Genomic DNA, 25,421 nt, shown 5'->3' on the forward strand with positions numbered 1-25,421 from the left:
CTGTGGAGGGCTCATTAGGGCGTGTTTGATATTCGACCATGGCACTGACAGAGACTATTTGTGAATATCAAACATGCTTTAATCATACGCTATGAATGAAAATCAGCAACATATGTACTATAATGAATTTTTCTCACCTTAGCGGTTTGGTTATATTATGCTTGAGCTCCGTCATCTTAATACATTAACCGCGCTACGAGCGCATGGTTCACTTGCAGCAGCGGCAGATGAGCTACACGTTACTGCTTCTGCCGTTTCGCATCAGTTAAAGGAGCTTGAGAATTATTACGATATCAGCTTGGTCAATCGTCGGACTCGCCCGCTTAGCTTTACGCCAGCAGGCAAAGCAGTATTGGCATTGGCCGACAGTATCTTGCCGCAAGTTACCCGTACCAAATCCAACCTTAAACGCTTAGCGCATGGTCAAGCAGGCAGGTTACGCCTAGCGTCTGAGTGCCATAGTTGCTTTGATTGGCTCATGCCGATACTGAACCACTATCGCCGTGAATGGTCGGATGTCGAGCTAGATTTTGCCACAGGGTTTGAACCTGAGCCGCATCATTTATTGATGGAAGGTGATATTGATCTGCTTATTACTACCAGTGATTTGCCGCTTGACGGTATCAGCTATCAGCCATTGTTTGAATATGAGAGCCGTTTGGTGCTCTCACCAACGCATGATTTGGCAACCCAAAATTTTATTGAACCAAATGATTTGACCAACGAGACTCTGATTGCTTATCCAGTAGAGGCCAAACGTCTCGATATTATTGCCAATTTTATGACACCCGCACAGATGAGCTTTAAAAGCGTTCGTACGACAGAGCTGACAGCGATGCTAATCCAGCTGGTCGCTAGTGAGCGCGGTGTGGCAGCATTACCTGATTGGGTCGTGGCTGAATATGAGAAAAAAGGCTGGGTCGTTTCGCGGAAGTTAGGTGCAGGTGTGCATTGTCAGCTTTATGCAGCAACGCGCATATCAAGCCAAGACACAGCGTACATGCAAGGGTTTGCGAATTTACTAGAAGGGATAGTGAAGCCGTTGTAGTTTCATTACTAATTACTTTCTTATAGTTATAAAATATTAGCCACTTTTTCATATCGTAACGAATGTTATGGTAAATAATGGTTCCCTTGTGAGGACTTGAATATTCGGCTGTAAGCTACGAATACAAGCGGTTTTGCTCACTGAAATAGTCCCAGTGTACTTCGTTGTGTACATGCAGTGAGCTTTTAAATCATTATTCTTGTTTACTATAAGAGCTTTTATGCGGAGTATTGTGTAAAGATGTTTGCTTATAAACAAACACCAGTTTTCTCTGCTGCATAAGTAGCTTCATCCTTTGTGTATTCTTGAACTTCACAAAGTTGGTTTATTAGACCCTTATATGAGTAAGCATAATATTCAAGATGGTCTTTAGCTGATCTTACCGCTTGTTCTACCTAATCTATATCCAAACTATCTACTGCCGTTTTGGCCTCATCTTTTGTATACTCTTGAATCTCATAAAGCTGCTCTATCAAACCCTTACGTGAATAGCTTGAATATCTAAGGTCATCCTTAGCTGATTTTACCGCTTGTTCTACCCAATCTATATCCAAACTATCTACTGCCGTTTTGGCCTCATCTTTCGTATACTCTTGAATCTCATAAAGCTGCTCTATCAAACCCTTACGTGAATAGCTTGAATATCTAAGGTCTTCCTTAGCCGACCTAGAAGCGTTGGTTTCTGCCTTAGTCATATCAAACTTAGATGTACCGCTCGAAGGTTGTGGTTTAGCTTTTGGCCTAGTCATATCAAGCTTAGATGCACCACTCGAAGGTTGTGGTTTAGCTTTTGGCCTAGTCATGTCAAGCTTAGACGGGCTGTTTAAAACTTTAGACTCAGAAGATCTTTGGTCATTCATAGTAGGTAGTGGGGGTGGTGTTTCAGGTACTGGCAGCGCCTGTTTAAGTGATGTACGTTCAGGTGCACTATGATTTAAAATCTTCGAGCCTTTTGAACGATTACACTTCCAGCATAATGTCTGTAAATTATCCTTAGATGTAACCCCCCCTTTAGAAAGAGGAATAATATGATCAATTTCTAACAATAAATTAGGTTCATCTTTTGTTGAAAGACCACAAGCTTGACAAGTATAACCATCTCTAGTTTTTATTTCTTCTCTTAGCTTGGTAGTCATCAATGCCCTCTGCCCAGCAACACTATCTCTAAAACTTACTAAGTCAGCTAGATATACTATAAATTCTTCAAGTTTAGTGATATTAAATTCTATAGAAGTACTAAACCTACTATTGCCACCAGCAGAGACATATTGAAAAGTATAAACAGGAAAATATAATTTAGCTAAGCTGACTCGCTTTAAACCTAGCTCTTCATTAATTCTATCTTGATGATGACGCTGCAAAAAGGAGGGAATAGAGTTACGTATTTCAAATAAGATAGCGTCCCTTTCATTAGCTAAGAGATACTTACCTTGCTCTGCAGCAGCAAAGTTATTCAAAGCTTGTTCAAACTTATCTAAAGAGTCTTTATTTGGACTAACATTAAAATACTTACAGAAGTACTTAAAAGGTTGATCATCAGCACTCTTTGCAACAGACGAGGAACAGCGATAAGTTCTGCTATCTTTCATTGCACCAGCCCATTTAGGTCTATTCATATTGTAACGACTACTATCGGTTAAGTCTGCTTCGCCATAGTTTGTAGAGGCTACATCAGAATAACTATACTTCAAATCTTCAATATGATCGTTTAGATCATTACACTCAGCAACATGCTGCTGAACAGTATTCTTAATCGCAGTAAAGCTATCACTTTTAAAATAAGCATTTAACAATAGAGGGTAAATATAATGATATAAAAATGCTACTAAAAGACCAAATAGGCAGAAATACGTAAGCAACTCAAAAGCAGACAAGTTTAACAAAGCATCCAAAGTATTCCCCTAACATGCATACACAAAACACGATATGATAACCTAGCCAAATAGCAACCCTTATAAAAAGCTGTTGCCTAATCTAAGCTTACCCAGTAAAAGTTTAAATTTTATACGATTCTTTATAATTATTGTAGTGGTTTGATGAACAGTAAACAGATTAACCAAACTAGACCACTAAACGATTAATATCTACCAACGGCTACAAAACCAACTTAAAGAAATAAAACCCCAGCGCGGTTGCTAGCAATGTGAGTCCCACATGTAAACCGATAAGCGCCAATCCTGCCAGCAAACGGCCATCATTGACGAAGGTAAAAACCTCCGCGCTAAAAGTGCTAAATGTCGTCAGTCCGCCCAAAAATCCAGTAATGACAAACAGTCTCACGTTGTCAGATAAGCCAGTACCCATCCGCCCGAACCATACTAGCGCGAGCCCTATCAGCAGTCCACCCAAGACATTCGCACCCAATGTACCTAGCGGTATCCAATGATGGAGCGGATTAAAGCGTGCAAGCCATCCTCGCAAACACGCGCCAAATGCGGCGCCCAAACCAATCGCAATCCACTGCATAGCTCATCCTTACTTTAGATAATTTTCATGAGCATCAACATGGACATGAGGCCCCATCAATACCTTTATACCGCAGGCAATTCGGTCATCGGCCAACGTGGCACACAGCTAACAGCCAAATCATCTGACTGCCCTGCTTGCAAGCGCTCATAGCCAGCATAAGCAATCATTGCCCCATTATCAGTACACAATGCAGGCGGTGCATAGTGCACCGTTGCATTTATTTTGGCCAGCTCCGCTTCTAACGTTTCACGCAGATGAGTGTTGGCACTGACGCCGCCTGCAATCACTAGGCGACTCATATCTGCTTGCTTGAGTGCTTTGACACATTTTTTTACCAGCGTATCGACCACCGCATGTTGAAAACTGGCGGCGATATCAGCGCGTACTTGTGGATTACTCTCGGCACTATTTCCTGAACCCCCTGAGTGTGGAGTGTCTTTGATAAGATTATGCACGGCTGTTTTCATACCGCTAAAGGAGAAGTCCAAACCACGATGTAGCATCGGTCTTGGCAAGCTATACGCGTTTTGATTGCCTGTCTCAGCCAGTTTAGCGATATTGGGACCACCAGGATATGGCAAGCCCAGCATCTTAGCGGCTTTATCAAAGCACTCACCAGCCGCATCGTCTATCGACTCACCCAATATCTCATATTGCCCAACCCCACGTGCAGCAATGAGTAAGGTATGTCCACCAGAAACGAGCAATGACACAAAAGGAAATACGGGAGGGTTTGCACCCATCAGCGGTGCCAACAGATGTCCTTCCATATGATGAATGCCAATCGCTGGGATCTCTAAGCCATACGCCAAGCTGCGCCCAAATAATGCGCCTGTCATCAATGCACCAATGAGTCCCGGCCCTTTAGTATAAGCAATCGCGTCAATCTCGCTTTTTTTCATATCACACTGATCTAACAGCTCGTTGAGCAAAGGCACGAGCTTTCGAATATGGTCGCGACTGGCAAGCTCAGGCACGACGCCGCCATAAAGTGCGTGCAGCTCAATCTGAGAGTACAGTACTTGCCCGACCAAGCCTTGGTTGTCGCTATTTATTTGCTCACTATCAAAAATCGCCAGCCCCGTCTCATCACAAGAGGTCTCTAAGCCCAATACTTTCATACTTTTGCCTTAATACTTTCGTTTTCGTGCTATTTTTGTCGCACTTTTATCTTACATCATTTTGAGAAATTGGATAACGAATACAACCAACCAAACACTATCTCAAATTCGCTTGATACAGCTGTATATTCTGAGACTGGCATGACAAAAAACGTGCATAAAAAAACCGTCATTGTCAGTCACAATGACGGCCAGTTTAGCAAATTTCAATAGCTAACATATTCCAATATACCGTATTAGCTTACCGACGCTAGCATATAATCAACAGCCGCTTTGACCTGTGCTTCGGTGACGCCGTTTACCGCTTGCGCTGGCATTTTATTAAAGCCTTTCACAGAGTGCATATACAGCGTCTCTTTATCTTTGGTCAGGCGAGCTGCCCAAGCTGCCGTATCACCATATTTTGGTGCATTGAGCAAACCAGCAGCATGACAGACCTGACAGTTTGATTCATATAGTTTAGCACCTGCATCCGCCGCCAACACTTCAGGTTCAGCAGCAATGTCAGAATCAACAGCAACCTCAGGCACTACTTCCTCTTCGACTACCCTATCGGTAGACTCTGTTTCTGTTTCTGTTTTTGGTTCTGACTCAATAACAGGCTCAGGCGTCGTGACCTCAGGTTCTGCTACAGTTATTTCTTCCACAGCGGTAGCAGGTTCGTTGGCTGCCGTAGGCGCTTCAGTGGTTGTGTTATCACCACTACAAGCACTCAATGCCAGTATTGCACTCATACTGATCACAGACAATCTCAGCTTGTTCATATACGGTCGTATATCAATCATGGTTTTACCCTTACTTAGTCAGTCTGTAATCATTTAATAGTGCAATATAATAAGCTTAAAATACTTATGTATGCTACTGATGACTGTTTAATAGTCCACTCAGCACTAGCTTATTCGGCAGTGGTTGCCGCTGCGTCTTCAGTCGCCATATCCGCGCTATCAGTAGCTGTTACTTCTACCGCAGCCTCTGTACCAGCTGCATCAGCCGCTGGCATCGGTGCTGTTTCTGGAAACTTCATATCTTCAGCGGGTGGCGCATTTTTTATAGCAAGCTCAGCAGCTTCGTCAACGCGATCGATTGCTAATACTTCATGCTCTTCACCACCGCCACAAGCGCTCACGCTCACACCTAAAGCGACGATAAGTGCCGTGCTCAACGCTGTATTCAATACTGTTTTTTTCATTCCAACATCCTCAATAAAATACACACAAAACGGTTCATAGGCTTACTATAATATGTAAATTATCATAGCATAAACTCCACCTAAACCGTTATAGACGGTAAGGACTTTTTATTGATAAAGCGTTTTATATGTATTGAATATAGCGCAGAATCGCTACATTCGAATAGTTACTTAATTCAATGACATCTAGGCAATAAATCATTAAAATCATTGACTTTGTTGGTATTTTTTATTAAAATACCTGCCCTTGTGCTACTGTACAAGAATTGTCCTAGTTTGAGCTGATGCCGGTAATCTTGAGATATTACGGCTAAATACTAATACACAGCCAAACTAATGCCCTTATATCTCATCCTAATCGAGGAGTCTTCATGCCTGCAGTTAAGGTTAAAGAAAACGAACCAGTTGATATCGCTATCCGTCGTTTTAAACGTGCTTGTGAAAAAGCTGGTGTATTATCAGACGTACGTAAGCGCGAGTTTTATGAAAAACCAACGCAAGTACGCAAGCGTAAAAAAGCTGCTGCCGTAAAGCGTTATAAAAAGAAATTACAACGCGAAACTATTCGTACTACTCGTATGTACTAATCAATACTCTGATTAGTTAAGTACAAGTACTACACTAACGCCACTGTTATCCATCGATATCAGTGGCGTTTTTTATGCTACAATTTTTGTTATTACTGCTGACACAATGTTTTATTACAGCCCCAATCAGCAGGTTTTGCTCTAGAAATCTAACAAACAACATCTAACGAATAGCATTTAACAGATAAATAAGGATAATAACAATGAGCCAACTTAAACAGACTTTATTAGACAGCATCAAAGTATCCATGAAAGCTCGTGAGCTTGAGCGCGTTAAAGTATTGCGTAACGTACAAGCAGTCATCAAGCAAATTGAGATTGACCGCCGGATAGAGCTAGATGATGCACAAGTATTAGACGTACTACAAAAGCAGTTGAAACAGCGCCAAGAATCACTCACTATTTTTACAGAAAACAATCGTGATGACTTGGCGACCAAAGAACAGTTTGAGATTAATATTATTAATGAGTTTATGCCACAGCAAATGAATGATGACGAAATTGCTGCTTTAGTCAACGCTGAAATCGCAGAACAAGGCGCCACCTCTATGCGTGATATGGGCAGCGTGATGGGTGTCCTAAAGAACAAAACGGCTGGTCGTGCGGATCCTGCCTTGATTTCTAAAATGGTTAAAGACGCGCTACAAGGCTAGCACCTACTATTGGTTGGCAGGTCTTTTTGCCCAAACAACCGCTTATTTTATAAAAGAACCGCCTAAGGCTCAAAGTCTTTGGCGGTTTTTATGGCTTTGATTTCTGCATTGATATTGGCCAATAATGGGCGCGCACTATTGGCTTGCGCTGTGGTTTGCAAGCTTTCGGTCAATTGCTTGGCTTGTGTTAAGGACGTCAGCGCACTCTCATAGCGCCCATTCCACAACTGATCATAACTGCGATAGCGTAATGCATTGATGGTGGCAATATTGGCCAGCTGCGGTGAAGTCGTGGTTTTTGCCAGCTTTTCATTGGCCAGTTGCAGACTTTGCCAAGCATAACGATCGCTTGGCTGCTGCTCTGTCAGTGGCTTTAACAACGCTTGAGCTTTTATCGGCTGATTGCTATTGGTCAGTGCTTCGGCCAAATAAAGACGCAAATCACGGCGCTCAGGATAGATGCGCTGCTGGCTTTCTAGAATTTGTGCAGCTTCTGACCACTTACCTTGCTCCGTTAGCATATAGCTGTGGGTGATTGACAATAAAGGCTCTAACAGTTGACGCTGTGTGATTGGCAGTGCATTTATCTCAGCCAGTAGCTTGTTAGCATCTGTAAAACGTTGCTGTTCACTATACCAGTACATCAATGCGAGTTTGGCACCCAGACTGTTTTTAGCAGCTGTTGTCAGCGTCACTTCAGACGCATGTTTACCAGTAATTTGTACGCGCCAATACAGCAAATCAAACAGCGATTGGTGGCGCTGCTGCTTATTAAGTGACAATGGTGGGTAATACTGTGCGCGACTTTGTGCTTCACTTAAGCGCTCATTGCTCAGGGGATGCGAACGTACGAAGCTTGGCAAAAACCGATTTTCAATCTGGTTCAGCTGGCTTCGTTGATTCATCGTGGCAAAAAACCGTGGCATCGCCCTAGGATCATAGCCTGCTTGGGTCATAATCTGCATGCCTACTCGGTCGGCCTCACGTTCATTATTACGGCTGAACGCCATGCTGCTATTCATCGTCGCAGTTTGACTTCCCATCATCACAGCCGCCGCTGCGTCACCATCGACAGCGGAGGCAGCAATTGCCGCTAGCATACCGCCTATCTGCATCAGCAAGGCTTTTTTACGTTCGTCAGCACCGCTTTCATAGTGCCGTTGACTGATATGCGCGACTTCGTGCGCAACGACGCTTGCCAGCTCATCCATACTACTCGCAGCCAATATTGTCCCAGTATTTAGCCCGATGACACCGCCTGGTGCCGCAAAAGCATTGATACTAGGATTATCAATAATAACCAAACCAAGTGGTGCTTGCTGACGCGCTTGGGCATTGAGACGCCACGTCATGTCTTTGACCGTTTCTTGCACCCAAGGATCATGCTCCATTCTGACACGGCCATTGATATTTTGTAGCGACCACTCTCCAAGCATTTTATTTTGATACTGCTCAGCGAAGCTCAATCCTTGCCCGCGCAAATTCGGTAAATCCAATGTTTGTGAATCTGGCGTTTGCCACCCATTATCAGCTAGTGGCGACGCTTGACTATTACTCCCATGAGCACTGGTAGCCATCACCACTATCAATAGTGTCGTTGATAATCCTAACTTTATGCTATTTGACAAAGATAATTCCTTAGAATAATGGCTATTTTTTTGCCTAAAAGAATCAGATAAAGTACCTACCGATAGCTTAGCCATCGAAGGAATAATAGCTTCATCAAATTGCGACGGTTTATTATCGTGGTACAAGTGCGTATCCTATAAGATGATTGACGACGTCTTTTCGACTATACGAGCTTGTTTGCATAAGGTCAATTCTACGATGAACTTAACTACCAATAACGCAGCCATGCGTCACGATTGCGCAACATGACTGTGTAATTATTTATTAGGTAGTTCTTAGTGGAGCAATTCTTAATCATCTAAGTATTGGTTATATTAAGTATTGGCTATATGTAGTTGATCCAATTTGAAAGTAGTACAAAGCAACCGAGTGCAGATTTATATGTAATATTTCAAGCGAGGTTAACGCTGTCACTTTTTTATAGTGGGTCAACGATGGTTCTAATGAACCGAACACGGCGTTGACTATATTCAACTGCAACTATACATTGTCTATTTGGTATAATGATGCACTATGATAGTAGGCTTAGATTAGAGCGTGTTGAACATTGTGTGATATGTATTTGGTGGTTCATAGTCGTATCTAAGATCAAAGCCTATTGCTAATAATACACACTAAAATACTGACATCCATAAGGGTTAAGTTATGTCCGCTGATAGTAAACCAGTCATCGAACGCGCATCGCATGTTATCCGTTTATCAGCGAATCTAACTGACGTACAGCAGCAAGATATTAATAACTTACTAGAGCTGCTACCGACTGAAAGTCATAATTCAGATGATGTAGCTACAGCGCAACCTGAACTGAACATAAAAAGCTTCGTTGATGGACGCGGTCTTGCTTGCCCGATGCCATTGTTAAAAACTAAGGTCGCATTACGTGACGTAACAGTTGGCGAATCACTGTACGTGGTTGCAACCGACCCTAACTCACAAGCTGATATCACAGCGTTTTGCAGGCAAAGCCAGCAATCACAGGCGACTGACTATTTAGATCTAGTCGTCAATGAAGTTACTGACCACTCGTCAGTCGATGGCACATCATTACAGCGTTTCGCTACAATATATCACTTCATCATTACCAAAACTGATAGCAACTAAGCGCTGCTATCCTTTACAATCAAATCATAAAGATTTTTATCTGACTATTTGCTTAACTATTTAACCAAGGTCAAGAATATGGCTAATACTTCTACTGATGCTGAAAAAACGAGTAAAAAAGACGATGCAGCACCTGTAAAAAACGAAGCACGTGATGCAGCATTGAAAGCTGCGGCACAGCGACCACCTTATGATGCGGATGCCCTAGGTGATACCAGTACTCGTGACTTAGTACCAGCTATGCCAACCCATTTATCAGCGCCAGGGGTCAATCTGGGTGCGTATATCAATACCGTCCATCAAATCCCAATCCTAACGCCAATACAAGAGCAAGAGTTGGCGCATCGCTATTATGACGAAGGCGATGTTGAGGCAGCACGGTTGCTCGTGATGTCGCATCTGCGTTTTGTGATTCACATTGCACGTAGCTACTCGGGCTATGGACTGCCACAAGCCGATTTAATTCAAGAAGGTAATTTAGGACTCATGAAGGCTGTAAAACGCTTTGATCCCAACAAAGGTGTGCGCTTGGTATCCTTTGCCGTGCATTGGATTAAAGCTGAGATTCACGAGTTTGTGATTCGTAACTGGCGCATTGTGAAGGTCGCAACCACCAAAGCCCATCGTAAGTTGTTCTTTAATTTACGTAGCCTCAAAAAAACCAATAACCAGCTGACACTAGAAGAAGCGGATGCTATCGCTAATGACTTGAATGTCACGCGCAAGCAAGTGTTAGAGATGGAATCACGTTTGACCTCTTATGACGCCTCATTTGAAGCGCAGTCGAGCGACGATGATGATGGTCGCTATGCCCCGCAGCTGTTTTTAGAAGATGGTATCGATCCAGCTGAGCAGTTAGAAGAAGCGGATTGGGAAGAAAACAATTCATCAGCGTTAATCGCCGCGATGGGCACTTTAGATGATCGCTCACGTGACATCGTTGAGCAACGTTGGCTTTCTGAGCAAAAATCAACCTTGCATGAGCTAGCAGCGGTCTACTCTATCTCAGCTGAGCGCGTCCGTCAGATCGAAAAGAATGCCATGGACAAAATCCGTGATGCGATGACCATTGATAGTGTGATTTTGCCAGATGATATTCAGTAGCCTTAAGATGATACGAGTTGTTCAATGTTAAATTGGCTCGGTATTGCAGCGATTAATATGGCTATTGCCGTTGCCTTGGGCGCGTTTGGTGCACATGGTCTAGAAGGTCGTGTCAGCACTCAACAGCTTGAATGGTGGCAGACTGCAACGCTATATTTATTTGTACATGCGCTTGGATTGTTGCTTGTTGGTTTACTGATTCGTCTGAAATACATGACTCAGACGACAGCTTGGCTGCTTCAAATTGGCATTATCATTTTCGCGGGTAGTCTGTACGCCATGACGCTTGGCGCCCCACGCTGGTTTGGTGCGATTACACCTATTGGCGGCATCCTCATGATTGCAGGTTGGTTATGGCTTGCGGTTTCTATGTTTCGATTGAAAGACTCGGCTCTTTAGATTCGCGGTTCCTTCGTAGTTCAATGGCTATTAAAGATTGTTAGCTTATGGTGTGAGTAGCGACATGAGTATTCGTAAATAAAACAAAAAATACGTATCGAACAGCGGGTACAAAGGAATTTTAAACTATTAGGGAGTATTTAATATGAGCACCATTACTGTCAATGGTAAAAGCTTACAAACCACCCATCAGACTGTGCAACTGGTCATCAATGAGCTTGGTCTTAGTCAAGGTCGCTATGCTGTAGAAGTCGACGGTGAGCTGATGCCAAAAAGCGAACTGACTCATTTACGGATCGTAGAAGGTATGAATATCGAAGTGGTACAGGCTGTCGGTGGAGGTTGAGTATACTAGGGCGTGTAGTCAATTCAAACGAGTGTACTCTAAATGGGCTAAAAACAGCTAAATTTTGCCAAACATCGTCAAATAATTGGTCAATATCTCGATATTATCTGCACTATTTTCCTCGTTTGACGGCAATTTATCTCATTTTTATCACCATTTTTAAAATGAGGACACGCCCTAACAGCTCATATAGTCAATCCACTATAAAAGAGCGGCAGCGTTACCCTCACTTGAAGTATTCTATATACATCTACACTCGGTTGCCTTGTACCACTTTCAAATTGGATCAACTATAGCAAGCAAGCTTTTGGCCACTTTAGATTTTTAGCACTAAAAAAGACCTCAACGCATGGTACGTTTGAGGTCTTTTTTTACGTTAATTACAAACTATGCAGCAGCTACTTATAAATTTTTATTCTCTTAGTCTACTTTCACTAGCTTGTAACGTCAATCTTCACCATTTAACACTTCAATTATGCGGCTGGTACCGCTTCTTCAGGGCTGAGATCCTGATAGCGACTATCACGCCCTGCACCCTGAGTCTTTTTGCGCTCTTGACGGGTTTTGTACTTGCGTACTTGTCTATCTAGCTTGTCTGCCATCTCATTAATGGCTTTATACATATCATCTTCATACGCCTGGACAAACATTTCTTGACCTGAGACACGCATAATTGCTTCAGCTTTATGGCTCTTTTTACCGCCGTCACCAGCACCGCTGTTGTCTAACGATAAAATCACTTGAATACTTTGTATCTGATCGAAGTGACGCTCTACTTTTTCAAGCTTCTCGCGTACTGCTGTGTCCATGGCTTCGGTAACGCTGATATGATGACCACTGATAGAAACATTCATATTATTGTCCTTTTATTTATAACTCACAATCAACAGATGAGGTAGCATTCTTGCTTTTATCATCCTGCCTTACCAATAACTACTCCAATGCCTCTAGTATTGTGTCGACGTATCCTTTTATCGTCTCCTTTATTAGTTGTAAATAAATACTATAAATTGGCGCTTGGTTTTTGTTGTTGGTATGACTCTAATTTGTCATGAAAATCGAATAGTAGCAAGACGTTAAATTGTAATTAAGTGTAACAAAAACTGTTGTTTCTATCAGGTTTCTATATAATCAAAAAATTTTATTTTTTATATCTGTATTGCACTATACAGACAGGTAGCCATTAAGCTTATAGAAAGATGAACTTAGATAATTAATATTTCTGTTTGCGCTGAGTAGACGAGCCGATATTCATGGCTTCACGATATTTAGCCACCGTTCGTCTGGCAATATCGATACCATCGGCTAATAGCTCGTTTTTGATACGGCTATCTGATAGGGGTTTTTTGGGATCTTCATCAGCAATAAGTTTTTTAATCATGGCGCTGATGGCGGTTGATGAAATATCTCCATCAGCACTACTCACATGCGATGAAAAGAAATGCTTTAGAGAAAACAGTCCTTGTGGCGTCAAAATGGTTTTGCTGGTGGTGAGGCGCGACACTGTAGACTCATGCAAGTCTACTTCTTCGGCGATTGCTTTTAAGATCAGCGGTTGCATGGCGGTCGCACCATGCTGCAAGAATTCTTGTTGGTAGCGCACAATACTGGTCGCTACTTTGAGTAGATTTTGATTACGCTCTTCGATACTACGAATGAACAATCGAGCATCGGTGAGGTTTTCGCGCAGATATTGATTGTCAGGGCTGTCATCGCCGCGCTTGACTAAATTGGCATATTCTTGGTTTACGCGTAGTTTTGGTAGTGTGTCTGGATTGAGACGCACATACCAACCGTCCTCTTCTATCTCAGAATCACTTGTCGTCTTATGATGTCTGACAGGTGTGACCAACACATCTGGAATATCATAGCTTTCAGGCATCTGAGCATAATCGGGTTGACTGGCCTGAAATAACAATCCTGGCGAGGCGTTTAAGGTACGTAATAAGGTAAGCGCAGGTGTGATATATTCTGGTGCAAGTCCCGTCCGTTCTGTGAGCGCTTTAATATTATTGCTGACTAAATGCTCGCTGGCTGACAACAGGGCTTGTGCTTCTTGCAGGTATTCGGTCTGTGCATCTAGTTTGGACAGCTGTATCGATAAGCACTCACTCAAATTACGTGCTCCTACACCGACTGGATCACAGGATTGGACAATATGTAATACTGTCAGGATTTCTTCGTACTCAACGCGCTCATCCCATTGATAGAAATTTGCCATCGTATCAAAGCTTTGTAGCAGCTCAGCTATATCGAGTCGAATAAAACCCATGTCATCCATGGCATCTATCAAATACTCTGCAATCAGCGTATCCGCCTCTGAAAGACGTTTGAAATTCAGCTGCCAGCGCACATGATCCTGAATGGTAGATGACGTACCACCTTGATAGCTATCAAAATCTTCATCACCCCTGCTATTGCCTGACCCTGTGGCGGCGGAGGCGTAATTGCCTGTATCAAAGTTACCTGTGTCGAAGCTATCGGCGCTAGAGCCATCTACATCTATCGCACTGTCATCGATATTGGGTTGTTGAAGTTTGTCCAAACTATCACTGAAGCGATCACTGGTATCGTCGCTGTACTCCGCAGTCGTGTCAGACACCGAGCTAAACGTGTCAGTGCTACTGCTCTGGTTCCAACTATCCAGTGTTAATGGCTCGCTTAATTCATCTGTATCATCGTCACTACTTTCGTATTCGTCGTCATTTTCGATACGTTCAAGTAGTGGATTGCTATCCAGCTTTGCCTGAACCTCTTGTGCGAGCTCAAGACTAGAGAGCTGCAGCAATTTGATGGCTTGCTGCATTTGGGGGGTTAGCTTCTGTGAGTTGCTCAGCGTGGTCGCCAATCCGAACGACATACTCATGGGCGGCTTCTTACATTCTAGTCTTAGTGATAGGGTGTTTTTTTGTCAGCTAAGGTCATGACTTAAACCTTGTCAGGACATGACGATAGCATTTTTTGCCACAATTTTGCTATGATAATTTATATTTTGTCCAAATATGTTTGGTTTAGCGCCTATACAAGGCTATTATCTTGGCATCAATATTAATAGCCAATCTATAAATAGGAACGGTCTGTTCGTTCTCGTGAGCACATTATAATAAATAAGATACGGTGAATGACCGACACGGTTCCATATCTAATGGGAGTATTGTTATGAATACAAACAGCCATAAGCTCAGCGTCGCTGCTATTCAAATGAGCAGTCAGCAAGACATTGAGAGTAATTTAGCGAGTATAAAAGCCGCCATCACTGATGCACAGGCTCAAGGGGCTGAGCTTATCGTCTTGCCTGAAAACTGCTGTAGCATGGGACAACAATCCGCTACTGCAGCGCGTTTTGATGAGCTATCAGCGACGATAGCAGGCTACGCACGCACGTATGGTATACATGTACTAGCCGGCTCGCTGCCCTGCCTTTATCGACCTGATGGCACCATCGTTCCTGATGGTAGATTACGCCAAGTGAGCCAGTTGTTTGCACCAGATGGCAAGCGAGTCGCACGCTACGATAAGATACATTTGTTTACCGCGACTGTGGCTGATAAGCATGGTAGCTATAATGAAGCGGCGACTTTTGAACCAGGAACACAGACCGTGATTGCGCCACTCGAAGCAGGCAATGCTGTCTATCAGCTCGGCATGATGGTGTGTTTTGATTTGCGTTTTCCCGCATTGGCGCAGCGTCTGCGACAAGCAGGTGCTGAACTATTGAGTGCACCCTCTGCCTTTACTTACTTAACTGGACAAGCGCACTGGTCGCTGTTATTACGGGCGCGTGCTCTAGATAGTCAATGTATGGTCATTGGCGCAGCACAAGGTGGCGATCATCTCTACAAAGATGGTAGTACCCGTCAGACATGGGGACATGCAGCCATTACAGCGTTTGATAGTAGTATTATCGCAAGCTATGACGATAGCGAACTGGATAAACAGTATGCCATCGTCATGGCGTCATTAGACAAGCAAGCGCAAGAACAAGGCCGCCAAAAAATGCCTATTTTTGATTGCCATCGACTGGCATAAATTAGGAAATACAGTAGATTCCTTGTTTAATGACTAAGTAGGATTTTTATCATTTTGAGCATGAGTTGCTCGTGGATGGGCGCGGTCATAGACCTGTGTTAATTTAGCAAAATCAACGTGGGTATAAATTTGCGTGGTGCTAATATCACTATGCCCAAGCATCTCTTGTACAGCGCGTAAGTCGCCACTGCCTGATAGCATGTGTGATGCAAAACAATGACGCAGTAGATGTGGATACATATTCTGTGCGATACCTGCACGGGTGGCAGCAACTTTTAAACGCTGCTGCACTGCCCGTGTTGATAATCTGGTCCCGAGCTTTTCACTGATAAACAAGGCATTGTCCATTTGCTCTACCCAAAGATTACGATGCGGTAGGTAACGATTAATCGCTTCTGCGGCCTTTACGCCTAATGGCACTAGGCGTGTCTTATTACCTTTACCCGTGACGCGTACCCGCAAATCAGACAAGTCTACATCTGCCATATCGAGTGCAACCAACTCGCCAACTCGCAAGCCACTACTATAGAGCAATTCGAACATAGCTTTGTCACGCAACCATAATCGCGCTTGCTCTGGTGTATCAGGAATCTCTTGATCGAGTAGCTGAGTTAGTAAATCGACATCAGCAATAGAAGGCAGCGGTCTAGGACTGCGCTTCAGCTGATAGCCAGTGGTTGGGTTGATACGTGCTAGCGCTTCTTCAATCAGCCAACCATAAAAATGCCGAATCGCCGACAACTCTTGCTGAACACTGGCAAGCGCCAGCTTATCTTCATCAAGGCGCTGACTGATATGCTGGGCCAGTTGGCGCTTATCACAACGTGTCCACGTTAGACGCTTACCACGCAAAAATAACGCCAGTTGGTTCAAACCAGCGAAATAAGCAGTCAAAGTATGCGGCGAATGGTTGCGCACAGACAGTGTGTTGAGCCAACGATGCACAGGTGCTAGCAGCTCTCGTAACGCTGTGTCCGACTCTATAGTGGCTGCCAGCTCAGTAGATAGCCAAGGTGCTGAGCTCGCCGCCTGACTGTCTTTATCAATGGACATATTAGAACCATCCTTGGCATTTATACCATGTGCCTAATAACGGCTATCAGCTATCAGCACCGGGTTTAAGTCCCGCTTGTGCCATCAGGCCATCTGGACTAAATACACCTTCATAGACGAAAGCGGTCGGTCCCGTCATCATAACTGAATAACCTGGCTGCCATTTGATAATCATGCTGCCACCATATAGCTGCGCGCGGACTTCCTCACCTTCATCGAGCCAGCCTTCACGTATACCAACAGCCACTGCTGCACAAGCACCCGTACCACAAGCTTGGGTCTCACCCACACCGCGCTCGTACACACGCAAACGAATGTGGCGCTGATTCATCACTTGCATAAAGCCCACATTGACGCGGTCTGGGAATGCAGGATGCGACTCAATTGCCTTGCCTAAAGTCTCGACCTCTGCATCGAGCACGTCATCGACTTTTATTACAGCGTGCGGGTTACCCATATTGGCAACGTACAGCTGTACAGGCGTGCCATTTACATCAAGGTGATAGGTGTTTTGGATTTTGGTCGTCGCTCTTGGGCTAAAGGGAATCTCATCTGGCTCAAATTTAGGCTTGCCCATATCGACATCTACCCAACCGTAACGATCAGTAGTCAAAGAAATAATACCGCTGGCCGTCTCAACACGTAGGCGCTGCTTGAACGACAGCTTACGTGCTTGCACAAAACGTGCAAAACAGCGTGCGCCATTGCCGCATTGTTCGACTTCGGTGCCATCAGTATTAAAGATACGGTAACTGAAATCGACATCAGGGCGCATGGGTGGCTCGACCACGAGCAGCTGATCAAAACCAATACCTAGGTGACGATCACCCAATAACTGCACCAAATCCTTGGTCAAATCTAGGCGCTGGGTCACTAAGTCGATGACCATAAAATCATTGCCCAAACCATGCATTTTAGTAAACTCTATTAGCATATCTTTGATGTCCTATCCTATTTTTATGTATGCCTTATCTTAGCACGCTGTCAGATACAATCATAATAATACCAATCCCAAAAAATACGATTAGCGGTGTCAAACTTGTTTAGTCTACAGTGAGTAGTACTTGCACTCGTTTTCTTTGCTACTCCAATTTTTGTGAATGGTGTTGCCTTCAACTAAAGGCATGCCTTCAATTAAGAATCAGCTTTAATTAAAAAACACTTCCCTCAAAATCCAGTCATAAAAAAACCCATTGTCATTATCACAATGGGTTCTCTTCAATCATCAAATACGGCGATAGTTTTGGCTCGTCTTTAATAACCTTACTGCGCCTGCCACAACTCTTCATCTGCATATAATGATTCAATCGTTTCGCGCTTGCGAATAAGCTGATGATTATCGCCCGCCACCATGACTTCGCTAGCACGCGGACGTGAGTTGTAGTTGCTGCTCATGGTAAAGCCATAAGCACCTGCCCCCGTGATGGCCAACACATCGCCTGTGGCCAATGATAATAGGCGGTCTTTTGCCAAGAAGTCACCCGTTTCACAAATAGCGCCAACGATGTCCCATGGCTGCGTGCCATCCGTATCGATACCATCGCTAGGCAATACGCTTGGAATCACGGCCATTTCAGCTTGATATAAAGCAGGACGAATCAAGTCATTCATAGCGGCATCAACGATCGCAAAGTTCTTATGCTCAGTCGGCTTGAGTACGTCAACTTGAGTCAAAAGCACGCCAGCATTGGCAATGATACTACGACCTGGCTCAAAAAACACGGTCAAACCAAGTTCACTCAGCTTTGGCAACAATGCTTGGGCAAACTCATCGATAGATACAGGCGTCTCATCGATATAGCGCACACCCAAACCACCGCCCAAATCGATATGCTGTAACTCAATACCTGCGTCACGCAGGCTATGTATCAGCTCAATCACTTTATCTAACGCTGCGACAAATGGCTCTACCTCCGTCAACTGCGAGCCGATATGACAATCAATACCAACGATGTCGATGTGTGATAAATCGGCCGCTTGCTGATAAACCGCTAGTGCGTCTTCGTGAGTGATACCAAACTTGTTGTCTTTGAGTCCTGTCGAGATATACGGATGGGTTTTGGCATCGACGTTTGGATTGACGCGTAATGAGATTGGCGCAGGCTTATCAAGTGACTTTGCCACGTCATTGATTAAGGTTAGCTCGCTGATAGATTCAACATTAAAACAGCCAATACCTTGGGTCAGCGCGTATTCGATATCACTATACGTTTTGCCAACGCCTGAGAATACCACCCGTTCAGCCGCCCCACCTGCCGCCAATACACGCATCAGCTCACCACGAGAGACAATATCAAACCCAGCACCTGCCTGTGCTAAAACACCCAGCACAGCAAGATTGGAATTTGCTTTTACGGCATAGCACACTTGATGATTGAGGCTGGCGAAGCTATCAGTATAGGCTTGATAAACGTCCAATATTGCCTGCTTTGAATACACGTAGCATGGGGTGCCGTATTGTTTTGCCAACTCATCAATACTGACCTGCTCCATGTACAGTGCATCGCCGCGATAGCTTAGCGCTGGCAAGTGAGCACTCAACGCTTTGGGATCAATATATAGCCCTTGCTCAGTTTGGATAGTAACGGATTCAACAGTGGCAGAATCGGTCAAGTCAGCAGGTAGTTCAGAATGACTCATATAAACATCTCTAATATAATCAGATTATCAAGGGTGGACATTAAATTCAGGTAGCAAGCAACACTATTTGGCCAAACCAGCATTCATAAAGAAATTGGCCATTAATAGTTAATAGTCGTTGGGATCGGCACTAGGCTCAGGCAACACCATCTGCTCTTCTAGATAGCGGGTTTTTTGATAGTTATCATCATCAATACTCGCAAAGGCGGCATCTTGTGGATGGCTGGTACTGCCAAGTACCGAAGCACTGCCCTCAATCGTTTGGCTATTAGCATCTGCCAAATACAAAGCACCTTTTTGCCCGCAGCCTGACAATCCTATCATAATAGCACTGCCGATAAATAAAGTCGCAATAGCGCGGCAATTGGTACGAGCCAATGAGTTCGTGTGCTGGGTTTTTGAGGGATGTCGTATATTTAAAGGGCGGTGTGTAGTAGACATAGAATAGTTAACCTGTGAGCTTACAACGGTGTGATTGCGATAAAAAATCGTGATAAATAGACAGCTAAATGCGCTGCTAATATGACTGTTTTAATCATAGCATTATTACACAAAGCTGTACGTATGCTGAATACGATTGAAGAACAAATTTGATTATGTTTGAGAGGCTGTTAGAACATCAGTCGGATTTTTATAGTAATATCGATTGCGATTTTTGAGATACAACCATCGCTTATGGGCATTTCGACAATATTTCTTACAATTTTTACGGGCGATAATGCAGTATTAATACCTCTAGTAATCGCTGTCAATCGTATCTAGAAACCATTGAATATACTTGATTTATCATCATGCCAGACGCTCAATAAAAGCCAATATTTAACCCTTACCCTTATCGTGGTGTAAATACAAAAATGTGTTACATTATATTCTGAGCTTGCGGCTATGATGAGGTACGGGCCTGCGATTCGTAGGTGCTATTATTAGGTACTGCTTGGTTAAATACTGTTTGGTTAAATACTGTTTGGTTAAATACTGCTTGGTAAGTATAAGGGTGTGTTTGATATTCACAAATAGTCTCTGTCAGTGCCATGGTCGAATATCAAACACGCCCAAGATAAAGCGAGTAGTCCAAGCATGACCGAGATCGGCAATGTACTTGCTTGATATGTCAGCATGGATACCGCTGATTTTTATTTACTCGGCGGTTATCAACCTCATCAATTCAATATAATAATGACTTCGTATTTCAGCGGTGATTGTTCCCTACAGCACTTGCGATATCAGCGATGTAGAATTTGATGATAGTAGGACGTGGCAATAGACGTCTTTTTTATATCGAACGAACGATATAATTGATTTACCTTTTATAAAAACCAATCTAAGGATAGAGTATGAGCGCCAACCTAAGCACCACTTTTGATGATAAGAACACTGACACATCGACATTAACCAATCCGACCTTAGTCCTAAACTGCGGATCGTCTTCCATCAAATACGCGTTGATTAGCGATGACAACTCTACTCGTATCACCGGTCTTGCCGAAAACTTAGGTCTTGATACTGCTCGTATTAAACACACCACTTTAAACGGTGATAAGCTAGAAATATCTATACCTGGTGGCCGTCATAAACTGGCGCTACAAAAAATCCTTGAGCTGCTAGAGCAATATCATTTCATCGCTGTCGGTCATCGGGTGGTACATGGAGGCCGTGAATACTCTGAAGCAGTTCGCGTTGACGATCATGCATTAGAGGAAGTAAAACGCCTCAAAATACTAGCGCCACTACACAACCCTGCCAATGCTTTGGGTATCGAAGCGGTTCAAGCCATTTATCCTGATATGCCACAAGTCGTGGTATTTGACACCGCCTTTCACCAAACCATGCCACCTGTTGCCTTCCGTTATGCCTTGCCAAAATATCTATACGAAGAGCACAAAATCCGTCGTTACGGCTTCCATGGCACCTCCCACGCCTATGTCTCAGAGCGTACCAGCCAACTTACCGAATCCACAGGCCCACACGGTTGGATAACGGCCCATCTCGGTAATGGTTGCTCAGCGACAGCCGTGTATGATGGCAAAAGTCTCGATACCAGTATGGGTCTGACTCCGCTTGAGGGACTCATGATGGGGACACGTAGCGGCGATGTAGACCCAAGCCTGCACATGCATTTGAAGCGTCAACTTGATATGAGCTTAGAAGAGACGGACAAAATGCTCAACAATGACAGTGGTCTGCTCGGCATCTCTGGCCTGTCCAATGACTTGCGCACCATCGAGCAAGCCGCCAGCGAAGGTCACAAAGATGCGCAGCTCGCTATCGAGATGTTCTGCTACCGTGCTGGTAAATACCTCGCCAGCTTGAGCTGTGCGCTGCCTGAATTTACGGGTATTGTCTTCACTGGTGGTATCGGTGAAAACTCGGTCACCACGCGCGCCAGTATCTTAGCCGTCATGCGTCATTTCGGTATTAAGATGGACGCTGACAAAAATGCCAGCTTGGTCGGTGGTAAAGAAGGTAGCTTTCAAGCAGAGGGTAGCAGTGTCGAGCTGTGGGTCGTGCCAACGGACGAAGAGTACCGCATCGCCCAAGAAACTCGTCAGGCATTAAACTTAGGGACGGTTGATTATAATGCCTAGCGCTTATTTTTCTAGACACTTATAAAGCGCTAATAACGAATGCAATAAAGTGATTGGTGTTTTTTATACTGCGCTCTTTTATGCCGCTCAGAATGACTCGACGTTTAAAACAAAATAAATTGTAGGACATATTATGCAGACCATTTTACTTGTTCCCATCAGCCGTGGTATCGGTGTGACATCAGCTGCGCTCGGATTGATTCGTGCCTTTGATTACAACGGTATCAAAGCTGGCTTTATGAAGCCATTTCTGCAAGATGATACCTTAGATAAACAGCACAGCTTAGACAGCTCAAATGCATTGACCATGCATGCCTTTGGTCTAAAACCACCCAAATCAATCAGCCGTCAGCATGTCGAGCGTATGCTAGGTGATGACAATCTTGATGACTTGATGGAAGAGGTTATTGCCAATTATCATACGATCGATGATGGTCATGACGTGATTATCTGTGAAGGTCTGGTACCGACCACGGAGACCTCTTACGCCTCACAAATCAACCGCGCACTGGCTCATGCTTTAGATGCCAAGATCATATTTGTCAGTACCGCTGATATTAGTCAACCTGCCTATTTGGCAGACAAACTGGATGTACACGCCCGTGAGTTCGGCGGTGTCGTCGATTCGCGCACGCTGGGTGTGATTTTGATGCGGGTGCAAGATTTGCCCAACACGTTTGAAAACCAACCTGTCGCGCCTGGTGAGGCGATCGTCAGCTTGGATAATAATTTTATGCAGGCAGTGCAGCGATTATCGCCTTCGTTCAATACTGAGGCGTTTCGCCTTATCGGTGTTGTCCCATTTAGTGACTCACTGTCTGTGCCGCGTACGTGGGATATCGCCACCGAGCTTGATGCGACATGGCTCAATGTTGGAGAAGCAAAAACCCGTCGTATCAACCGTATTAGCCTCACCGCTCGCTCGGTGTCACGCGTCAACGAAGTCTTTAAACGTGGTACGTTAATCGTCGTGCCTGGTGATCGTGATGACTTGCTACTCGCTGCTGGATTGGCCTGTATCAATGGGATTCCACTGGCAGGTTTGGTATTGACTGGCGGTATCGCACCAAGCGAGACAGTGGCTGAGCTTTGGCAATCAGCGCTCAAAACTGGCATCCCTGTCATGAGTGTCGAAAGCGATAGCTATGAGACCGTACAAAGCCTCATGCACATGAGTGCTGAGATTCCAAATGATGACACCGAACGCGCCGAAGAAGTGGCGCGTTATGTGGCCGCGCATTTGGATTTGAGCTGGATTAAAGAATACTTTAGTCGCAATCACGAGCCACGTTTGTCACCATCGGCCTTTCGCCATCAATTGGTCAAAAAATCACAGCAAGCCAAAAAACGCATTGTACTACCAGAAGGTTCTGAGCCACGTACCGTGGAGGCGGCTTGTATCTGTCAGAGTCGTGGCATCGCTAATTGCGTACTGCTGGCCAAGCGCAGTGATGTCGAACAAGTTGCCAAAAACCGTGATCTAACGTTGCCAGAAGGTCTAGAAATCATCGATCCTGACACCCTAGATATGAGCAAATATATCGCCGCCGTCGTAGCGCGCCGTAAGGGTAAAACCAACGAAGATGTCGCCGCTGAATACCTAAAAGACACCGTGTACCTCGGTACTATCATGCTTCAACTAGACGAAGTCGATGGTCTGGTCTCAGGCGCGATTCATACGACTGCCAATACCGTACGTCCAGCGTTTCAATTGATCAAAACCGCACCGCAGTACTCGCTCGTGTCGTCAGTATTCTTTATGCTGTTGCCTGAGCAAGTGGTCGTCTACGGTGACTGTGCAATCAACCCCGACCCCAATGCTGAAGAACTGGCTGAGATTGCCATTCAATCAGCTCAGTCTGCGGCGGCCTTCGGTATCGATCCAAAAGTCGCGATGATCAGCTACTCGACTGGCTCATCAGGCACAGGCGCGGATGTCGAAAAAGTCGCCCGTGCGACCCAAATCGTTCGTGAGCGCGCACCAAACCTCAAAGTCGACGGCCCGCTACAGTATGATGCGGCATCTGTCATGAGTGTCGGCAAACAAAAAGCGCCTGACTCACCGGTCGCAGGTCAAGCCAATGTCTTTATTTTTCCTGATCTCAATACGGGTAACACAACGTATAAAGCGGTACAGCGCAGTGCCAACGTCGTCAGTGTCGGCCCTATGCTACAAGGTCTAAATAAACCAGTGAATGATTTATCACGGGGTGCCTTGGTCGATGACATTATCTATACCATCGCGCTGACTGCCATTCAAGCGTCTAGCGACCTGATTTAATCCGCTGTAAAGACAGATAATTCAAGCCCTTTATATCGCCGACTGTCATCATGATGGTCGGTTTTTTATTGCTGCACTGATGACAGATGCTCGTGTGCGCTCTACAATAACGCTATCATCCTGTCATTTTACCTAAAAAAGGTCCGCTGATAAAAGAGTGAGCAGCACCAACGATAATGTGCGCCTTATCTGCTTTTACACATTTATTTATGCCAAATACGAGCAATAGCCTTCAAGAAAAAGCCCCTGCACCTGCCATTCGTGCCTATCTTGGTGGCTCGTTTGATCCCGTACATAATGGTCATCTAGAAGTAGCGATGTCTGTCTATCAGCATCTGCTCCCCATCGCAACGCAGCTACAATGCACCCTGCACGTGTCCTTATTACCCAATGCACGCTCGCCATTTAAGACGCAAAGTACAGATCCTAGCCACCGCTTGGCCATGCTAAAGCTGGCGACACAAGAGACACCGATACACATCAGTGAACTGGAGCTGTGGCAAGCGCCGCCCGTCTATACGATCGATAGCGTACGCACTTTAAGACAGCGGCATCCTAACGACCGCTTGATATTTATCATGGGCATGGATGGCGCGCACAGTTTGGACAAATGGAAAGATGGATTACGGCTCACTGACTATGTCAATCTATGGGTGTTTAATCGTCAGAGCGGTCCTAATATGAGTGATGGCATTAGCGAGAAATTTTCTGACAGCACTATATCTTCTGAAAAGAATATAACGATTGCGCCAGATATTGCCACTCTACAATCGCAATTACCCCTGCCATTGCAACCCTATATAACCGACTCGCCCATTGATCTATTAACACCAAGCAATCAGCACTTAGCGAATAGTGCTGACTTGAAAAGCATCAATCAAGGACGCATTTATATAGATACGCGACCCATCACTGCCGTATCGAGCACACAAATACGCGAGCAGCTACAGCAACTGGCCAATCAATCAAATAAAATGCCAGTCGCTCAACGGCAAATCGCATCTATAGCGCCAATAAATGATATCATTAGCAATACTGAATCCAATCCATTAGCTAAATGGCTAAATCCTGCTGTTTATCAATATATTATCGCCCATCAGCTATATTCTGCTGCTCAATTCCGTTAAAATCGCCTTATCTGTGTCATTTTGCCTATCCTGTCTCCATGCGCGACTGACAATATATGA

The 25,421-nt window shown here is 44.4% G+C and carries 23 protein-coding genes and 1 pseudogene; 11 read left to right on the plus strand and 13 right to left on the minus strand.

The genetic code is table 11. From position 1 onward, the window contains the following. Nucleotides 1–157: 157 nt before the first annotated feature. A complete protein-coding gene (locus QL982_RS01585; protein WP_290163570.1) occupies nt 158–1,048 on the plus strand; it encodes a LysR family transcriptional regulator in 891 nt (296 codons plus the stop codon). A 248-nt stretch (nt 1,049–1,296) separates the two neighbouring features. On the opposite strand, the pseudogene QL982_RS14525 reads toward QL982_RS01585, so the two are convergent. From QL982_RS14525 to QL982_RS01610, 6 genes and pseudogenes are all read right to left on the minus strand, one after another. After that, nucleotides 1,297–1,428, minus strand: a pseudogene (locus QL982_RS14525) (hypothetical protein); the annotation flags it as partial. 15 nt (nt 1,429–1,443) lie between these two features. After that, nucleotides 1,444–2,940 carry an HNH endonuclease gene (locus QL982_RS01590; protein ID WP_290190130.1) on the minus strand — a complete coding sequence of 499 codons (1,497 nt, stop codon included), beginning with the start codon at nt 2,938–2,940 and terminating at the stop codon, nt 1,444–1,446. Between the two features lie 202 nt (nt 2,941–3,142). Then, nucleotides 3,143–3,514, minus strand: coding sequence for a CrcB family protein (locus QL982_RS01595; protein ID WP_025651934.1), 372 nt, complete (start codon nt 3,512–3,514; stop codon nt 3,143–3,145). A 65-nt stretch (nt 3,515–3,579) separates the two neighbouring features. Next, a complete protein-coding gene (gene tsaD, locus QL982_RS01600) occupies nt 3,580–4,638 on the minus strand; it encodes a tRNA (adenosine(37)-N6)-threonylcarbamoyltransferase complex transferase subunit TsaD (protein WP_290165133.1) in 1,059 nt (352 codons plus the stop codon). Nucleotides 4,639–4,874: 236 nt separating this feature from the next. Beyond that, nucleotides 4,875–5,402: a c-type cytochrome gene (locus QL982_RS01605; protein WP_290165135.1), complete on the minus strand. Its 528-nt coding sequence runs from the start codon at nt 5,400–5,402 to the stop codon at nt 4,875–4,877. A 131-nt stretch (nt 5,403–5,533) separates the two neighbouring features. Further along, on the minus strand, nt 5,534–5,827 hold the full coding sequence (locus tag QL982_RS01610) for a hypothetical protein (protein ID WP_290165137.1): 294 nt from the start codon (nt 5,825–5,827) through the stop codon (nt 5,534–5,536). Nucleotides 5,828–6,198: 371 nt separating this feature from the next. Between QL982_RS01610 and rpsU the strand changes: the two genes are divergently transcribed. After that, on the plus strand, nt 6,199–6,414 hold the full coding sequence (gene rpsU, locus QL982_RS01615) for a 30S ribosomal protein S21 (RefSeq protein ID WP_010195908.1): 216 nt from the start codon (nt 6,199–6,201) through the stop codon (nt 6,412–6,414). Nucleotides 6,415–6,617: 203 nt separating this feature from the next. Beyond that, nucleotides 6,618–7,067, plus strand: coding sequence for a GatB/YqeY domain-containing protein (locus QL982_RS01620; protein WP_290165139.1), 450 nt, complete (start codon nt 6,618–6,620; stop codon nt 7,065–7,067). A gap of 62 nt (nt 7,068–7,129) precedes the next feature. On the opposite strand, the gene QL982_RS01625 is transcribed toward QL982_RS01620, so the two are convergent. Continuing rightward, nucleotides 7,130–8,695 carry a M48 family metalloprotease gene (locus QL982_RS01625; RefSeq protein ID WP_290165141.1) on the minus strand — a complete coding sequence of 522 codons (1,566 nt, stop codon included), beginning with the start codon at nt 8,693–8,695 and terminating at the stop codon, nt 7,130–7,132. Nucleotides 8,696–9,341: 646 nt separating this feature from the next. Between QL982_RS01625 and QL982_RS01630 the strand changes: the two genes are divergently transcribed. The 4 genes from QL982_RS01630 (at nt 9,342) to thiS (ending at nt 11,646) form a co-directional block, all read left to right on the plus strand. Next, on the plus strand, nt 9,342–9,797 hold the full coding sequence (locus QL982_RS01630) for a sulfurtransferase TusA family protein (protein WP_290165143.1): 456 nt from the start codon (nt 9,342–9,344) through the stop codon (nt 9,795–9,797). A 240-nt stretch (nt 9,798–10,037) separates the two neighbouring features. After that, nucleotides 10,038–10,901 carry an RNA polymerase sigma factor RpoH gene (gene rpoH, locus QL982_RS01635; RefSeq protein ID WP_290165150.1) on the plus strand — a complete coding sequence of 288 codons (864 nt, stop codon included), beginning with the start codon at nt 10,038–10,040 and terminating at the stop codon, nt 10,899–10,901. A gap of 24 nt (nt 10,902–10,925) precedes the next feature. Then, nucleotides 10,926–11,300, plus strand: a complete 375-nt coding sequence (locus QL982_RS01640; RefSeq protein WP_290165145.1) for a DUF423 domain-containing protein — start codon at nt 10,926–10,928, stop codon at nt 11,298–11,300. A 145-nt stretch (nt 11,301–11,445) separates the two neighbouring features. Then, nucleotides 11,446–11,646: a sulfur carrier protein ThiS gene (thiS, locus tag QL982_RS01645; RefSeq protein WP_290165147.1), complete on the plus strand. Its 201-nt coding sequence runs from the start codon at nt 11,446–11,448 to the stop codon at nt 11,644–11,646. A 473-nt stretch (nt 11,647–12,119) separates the two neighbouring features. On the opposite strand, the gene raiA is transcribed toward thiS, so the two are convergent. Further along, nucleotides 12,120–12,500, minus strand: a complete 381-nt coding sequence (gene raiA, locus QL982_RS01650) for a ribosome-associated translation inhibitor RaiA (RefSeq protein WP_290165148.1) — start codon at nt 12,498–12,500, stop codon at nt 12,120–12,122. Nucleotides 12,501–12,859: 359 nt separating this feature from the next. Continuing rightward, entirely contained in the window at nt 12,860–14,512 is a 1,653-nt protein-coding gene (rpoN, locus tag QL982_RS01655) for an RNA polymerase factor sigma-54 (protein ID WP_290163631.1), read from the minus strand. Between the two features lie 293 nt (nt 14,513–14,805). Here rpoN and QL982_RS01660 point away from each other — a divergent pair, with 293 nt between their 5' ends. Further along, nucleotides 14,806–15,675: a nitrilase-related carbon-nitrogen hydrolase gene (locus tag QL982_RS01660; protein WP_290163634.1), complete on the plus strand. Its 870-nt coding sequence runs from the start codon at nt 14,806–14,808 to the stop codon at nt 15,673–15,675. Between the two features lie 33 nt (nt 15,676–15,708). On the opposite strand, the gene QL982_RS01665 is transcribed toward QL982_RS01660, so the two are convergent. The 4 genes from QL982_RS01665 to QL982_RS01680 all read right to left on the minus strand — a co-directional run bounded on the left by QL982_RS01665 (nt 15,709) and on the right by QL982_RS01680 (nt 19,809). Continuing rightward, a complete protein-coding gene (locus QL982_RS01665; RefSeq protein WP_290163638.1) occupies nt 15,709–16,728 on the minus strand; it encodes a tyrosine recombinase XerC in 1,020 nt (339 codons plus the stop codon). 46 nt (nt 16,729–16,774) lie between these two features. Next, a complete protein-coding gene (gene dapF / locus QL982_RS01670) occupies nt 16,775–17,662 on the minus strand; it encodes a diaminopimelate epimerase (RefSeq protein WP_201568270.1) in 888 nt (295 codons plus the stop codon). Nucleotides 17,663–17,991: 329 nt separating this feature from the next. Then, entirely contained in the window at nt 17,992–19,221 is a 1,230-nt protein-coding gene (lysA, locus tag QL982_RS01675; RefSeq protein WP_290163699.1) for a diaminopimelate decarboxylase, read from the minus strand. A gap of 255 nt (nt 19,222–19,476) precedes the next feature. Next, nucleotides 19,477–19,809: a lipoprotein gene (locus tag QL982_RS01680; RefSeq protein ID WP_290163641.1), complete on the minus strand. Its 333-nt coding sequence runs from the start codon at nt 19,807–19,809 to the stop codon at nt 19,477–19,479. Nucleotides 19,810–20,702: 893 nt separating this feature from the next. Here QL982_RS01680 and QL982_RS01685 point away from each other — a divergent pair. The 3 genes from QL982_RS01685 (at nt 20,703) to QL982_RS01695 (ending at nt 25,361) form a co-directional block, all read left to right on the plus strand. After that, nucleotides 20,703–21,953 carry an acetate kinase gene (locus tag QL982_RS01685; protein WP_290163643.1) on the plus strand — a complete coding sequence of 417 codons (1,251 nt, stop codon included), beginning with the start codon at nt 20,703–20,705 and terminating at the stop codon, nt 21,951–21,953. A 133-nt stretch (nt 21,954–22,086) separates the two neighbouring features. Continuing rightward, nucleotides 22,087–24,234 carry a phosphate acetyltransferase gene (gene pta, locus QL982_RS01690; RefSeq protein ID WP_290163645.1) on the plus strand — a complete coding sequence of 716 codons (2,148 nt, stop codon included), beginning with the start codon at nt 22,087–22,089 and terminating at the stop codon, nt 24,232–24,234. Nucleotides 24,235–24,443: 209 nt separating this feature from the next. After that, nucleotides 24,444–25,361, plus strand: a complete 918-nt coding sequence (locus QL982_RS01695; RefSeq protein WP_290163647.1) for a nicotinate-nicotinamide nucleotide adenylyltransferase — start codon at nt 24,444–24,446, stop codon at nt 25,359–25,361. The last annotated feature ends 60 nt before the right edge of the window (nt 25,362–25,421 follow it).

Origin of the sequence: Psychrobacter sp. 5A.1 (genome assembly GCF_030407455.1) — a bacterium.
In the GTDB taxonomy this organism is placed as follows: domain Bacteria; phylum Pseudomonadota; class Gammaproteobacteria; order Pseudomonadales; family Moraxellaceae; genus Psychrobacter.

Bases quoted from the DNA above. Each gene is read 5' to 3' on its own strand.
- QL982_RS01585 (WP_290163570.1), top strand. From the start codon at position 158: ATGCTTGAGCTCCGTCATCTTAATACATTAACCGCGCTACGAGCGCAT.
- QL982_RS01595 (WP_025651934.1), bottom strand. From the start codon at position 3,514: ATGCAGTGGATTGCGATTGGTTTGGGCGCCGCATTTGGCGCGTGTTTG.
- tsaD (WP_290165133.1), bottom strand. From the start codon at position 4,638: ATGAAAGTATTGGGCTTAGAGACCTCTTGTGATGAGACGGGGCTGGCG.
- QL982_RS01605 (WP_290165135.1), bottom strand. From the start codon at position 5,402: ATGAACAAGCTGAGATTGTCTGTGATCAGTATGAGTGCAATACTGGCA.
- QL982_RS01610 (WP_290165137.1), bottom strand. From the start codon at position 5,827: ATGAAAAAAACAGTATTGAATACAGCGTTGAGCACGGCACTTATCGTC.
- rpsU (WP_010195908.1), top strand. From the start codon at position 6,199: ATGCCTGCAGTTAAGGTTAAAGAAAACGAACCAGTTGATATCGCTATC.
- QL982_RS01620 (WP_290165139.1), top strand. From the start codon at position 6,618: ATGAGCCAACTTAAACAGACTTTATTAGACAGCATCAAAGTATCCATG.
- QL982_RS01630 (WP_290165143.1), top strand. From the start codon at position 9,342: ATGTCCGCTGATAGTAAACCAGTCATCGAACGCGCATCGCATGTTATC.
- rpoH (WP_290165150.1), top strand. From the start codon at position 10,038: ATGCCAACCCATTTATCAGCGCCAGGGGTCAATCTGGGTGCGTATATC.
- QL982_RS01640 (WP_290165145.1), top strand. From the start codon at position 10,926: ATGTTAAATTGGCTCGGTATTGCAGCGATTAATATGGCTATTGCCGTT.
- thiS (WP_290165147.1), top strand. From the start codon at position 11,446: ATGAGCACCATTACTGTCAATGGTAAAAGCTTACAAACCACCCATCAG.
- raiA (WP_290165148.1), bottom strand. From the start codon at position 12,500: ATGAATGTTTCTATCAGTGGTCATCATATCAGCGTTACCGAAGCCATG.
- rpoN (WP_290163631.1), bottom strand. From the start codon at position 14,512: ATGAGTATGTCGTTCGGATTGGCGACCACGCTGAGCAACTCACAGAAG.
- QL982_RS01660 (WP_290163634.1), top strand. From the start codon at position 14,806: ATGAATACAAACAGCCATAAGCTCAGCGTCGCTGCTATTCAAATGAGC.
- QL982_RS01665 (WP_290163638.1), bottom strand. From the start codon at position 16,728: ATGTCCATTGATAAAGACAGTCAGGCGGCGAGCTCAGCACCTTGGCTA.
- dapF (WP_201568270.1), bottom strand. From the start codon at position 17,662: ATGCTAATAGAGTTTACTAAAATGCATGGTTTGGGCAATGATTTTATG.
- lysA (WP_290163699.1), bottom strand. From the start codon at position 19,221: ATGGAGCAGGTCAGTATTGATGAGTTGGCAAAACAATACGGCACCCCA.
- QL982_RS01680 (WP_290163641.1), bottom strand. From the start codon at position 19,809: ATGTCTACTACACACCGCCCTTTAAATATACGACATCCCTCAAAAACC.
- QL982_RS01685 (WP_290163643.1), top strand. From the start codon at position 20,703: ATGAGCGCCAACCTAAGCACCACTTTTGATGATAAGAACACTGACACA.
- pta (WP_290163645.1), top strand. From the start codon at position 22,087: ATGCAGACCATTTTACTTGTTCCCATCAGCCGTGGTATCGGTGTGACA.
- QL982_RS01695 (WP_290163647.1), top strand. From the start codon at position 24,444: ATGCCAAATACGAGCAATAGCCTTCAAGAAAAAGCCCCTGCACCTGCC.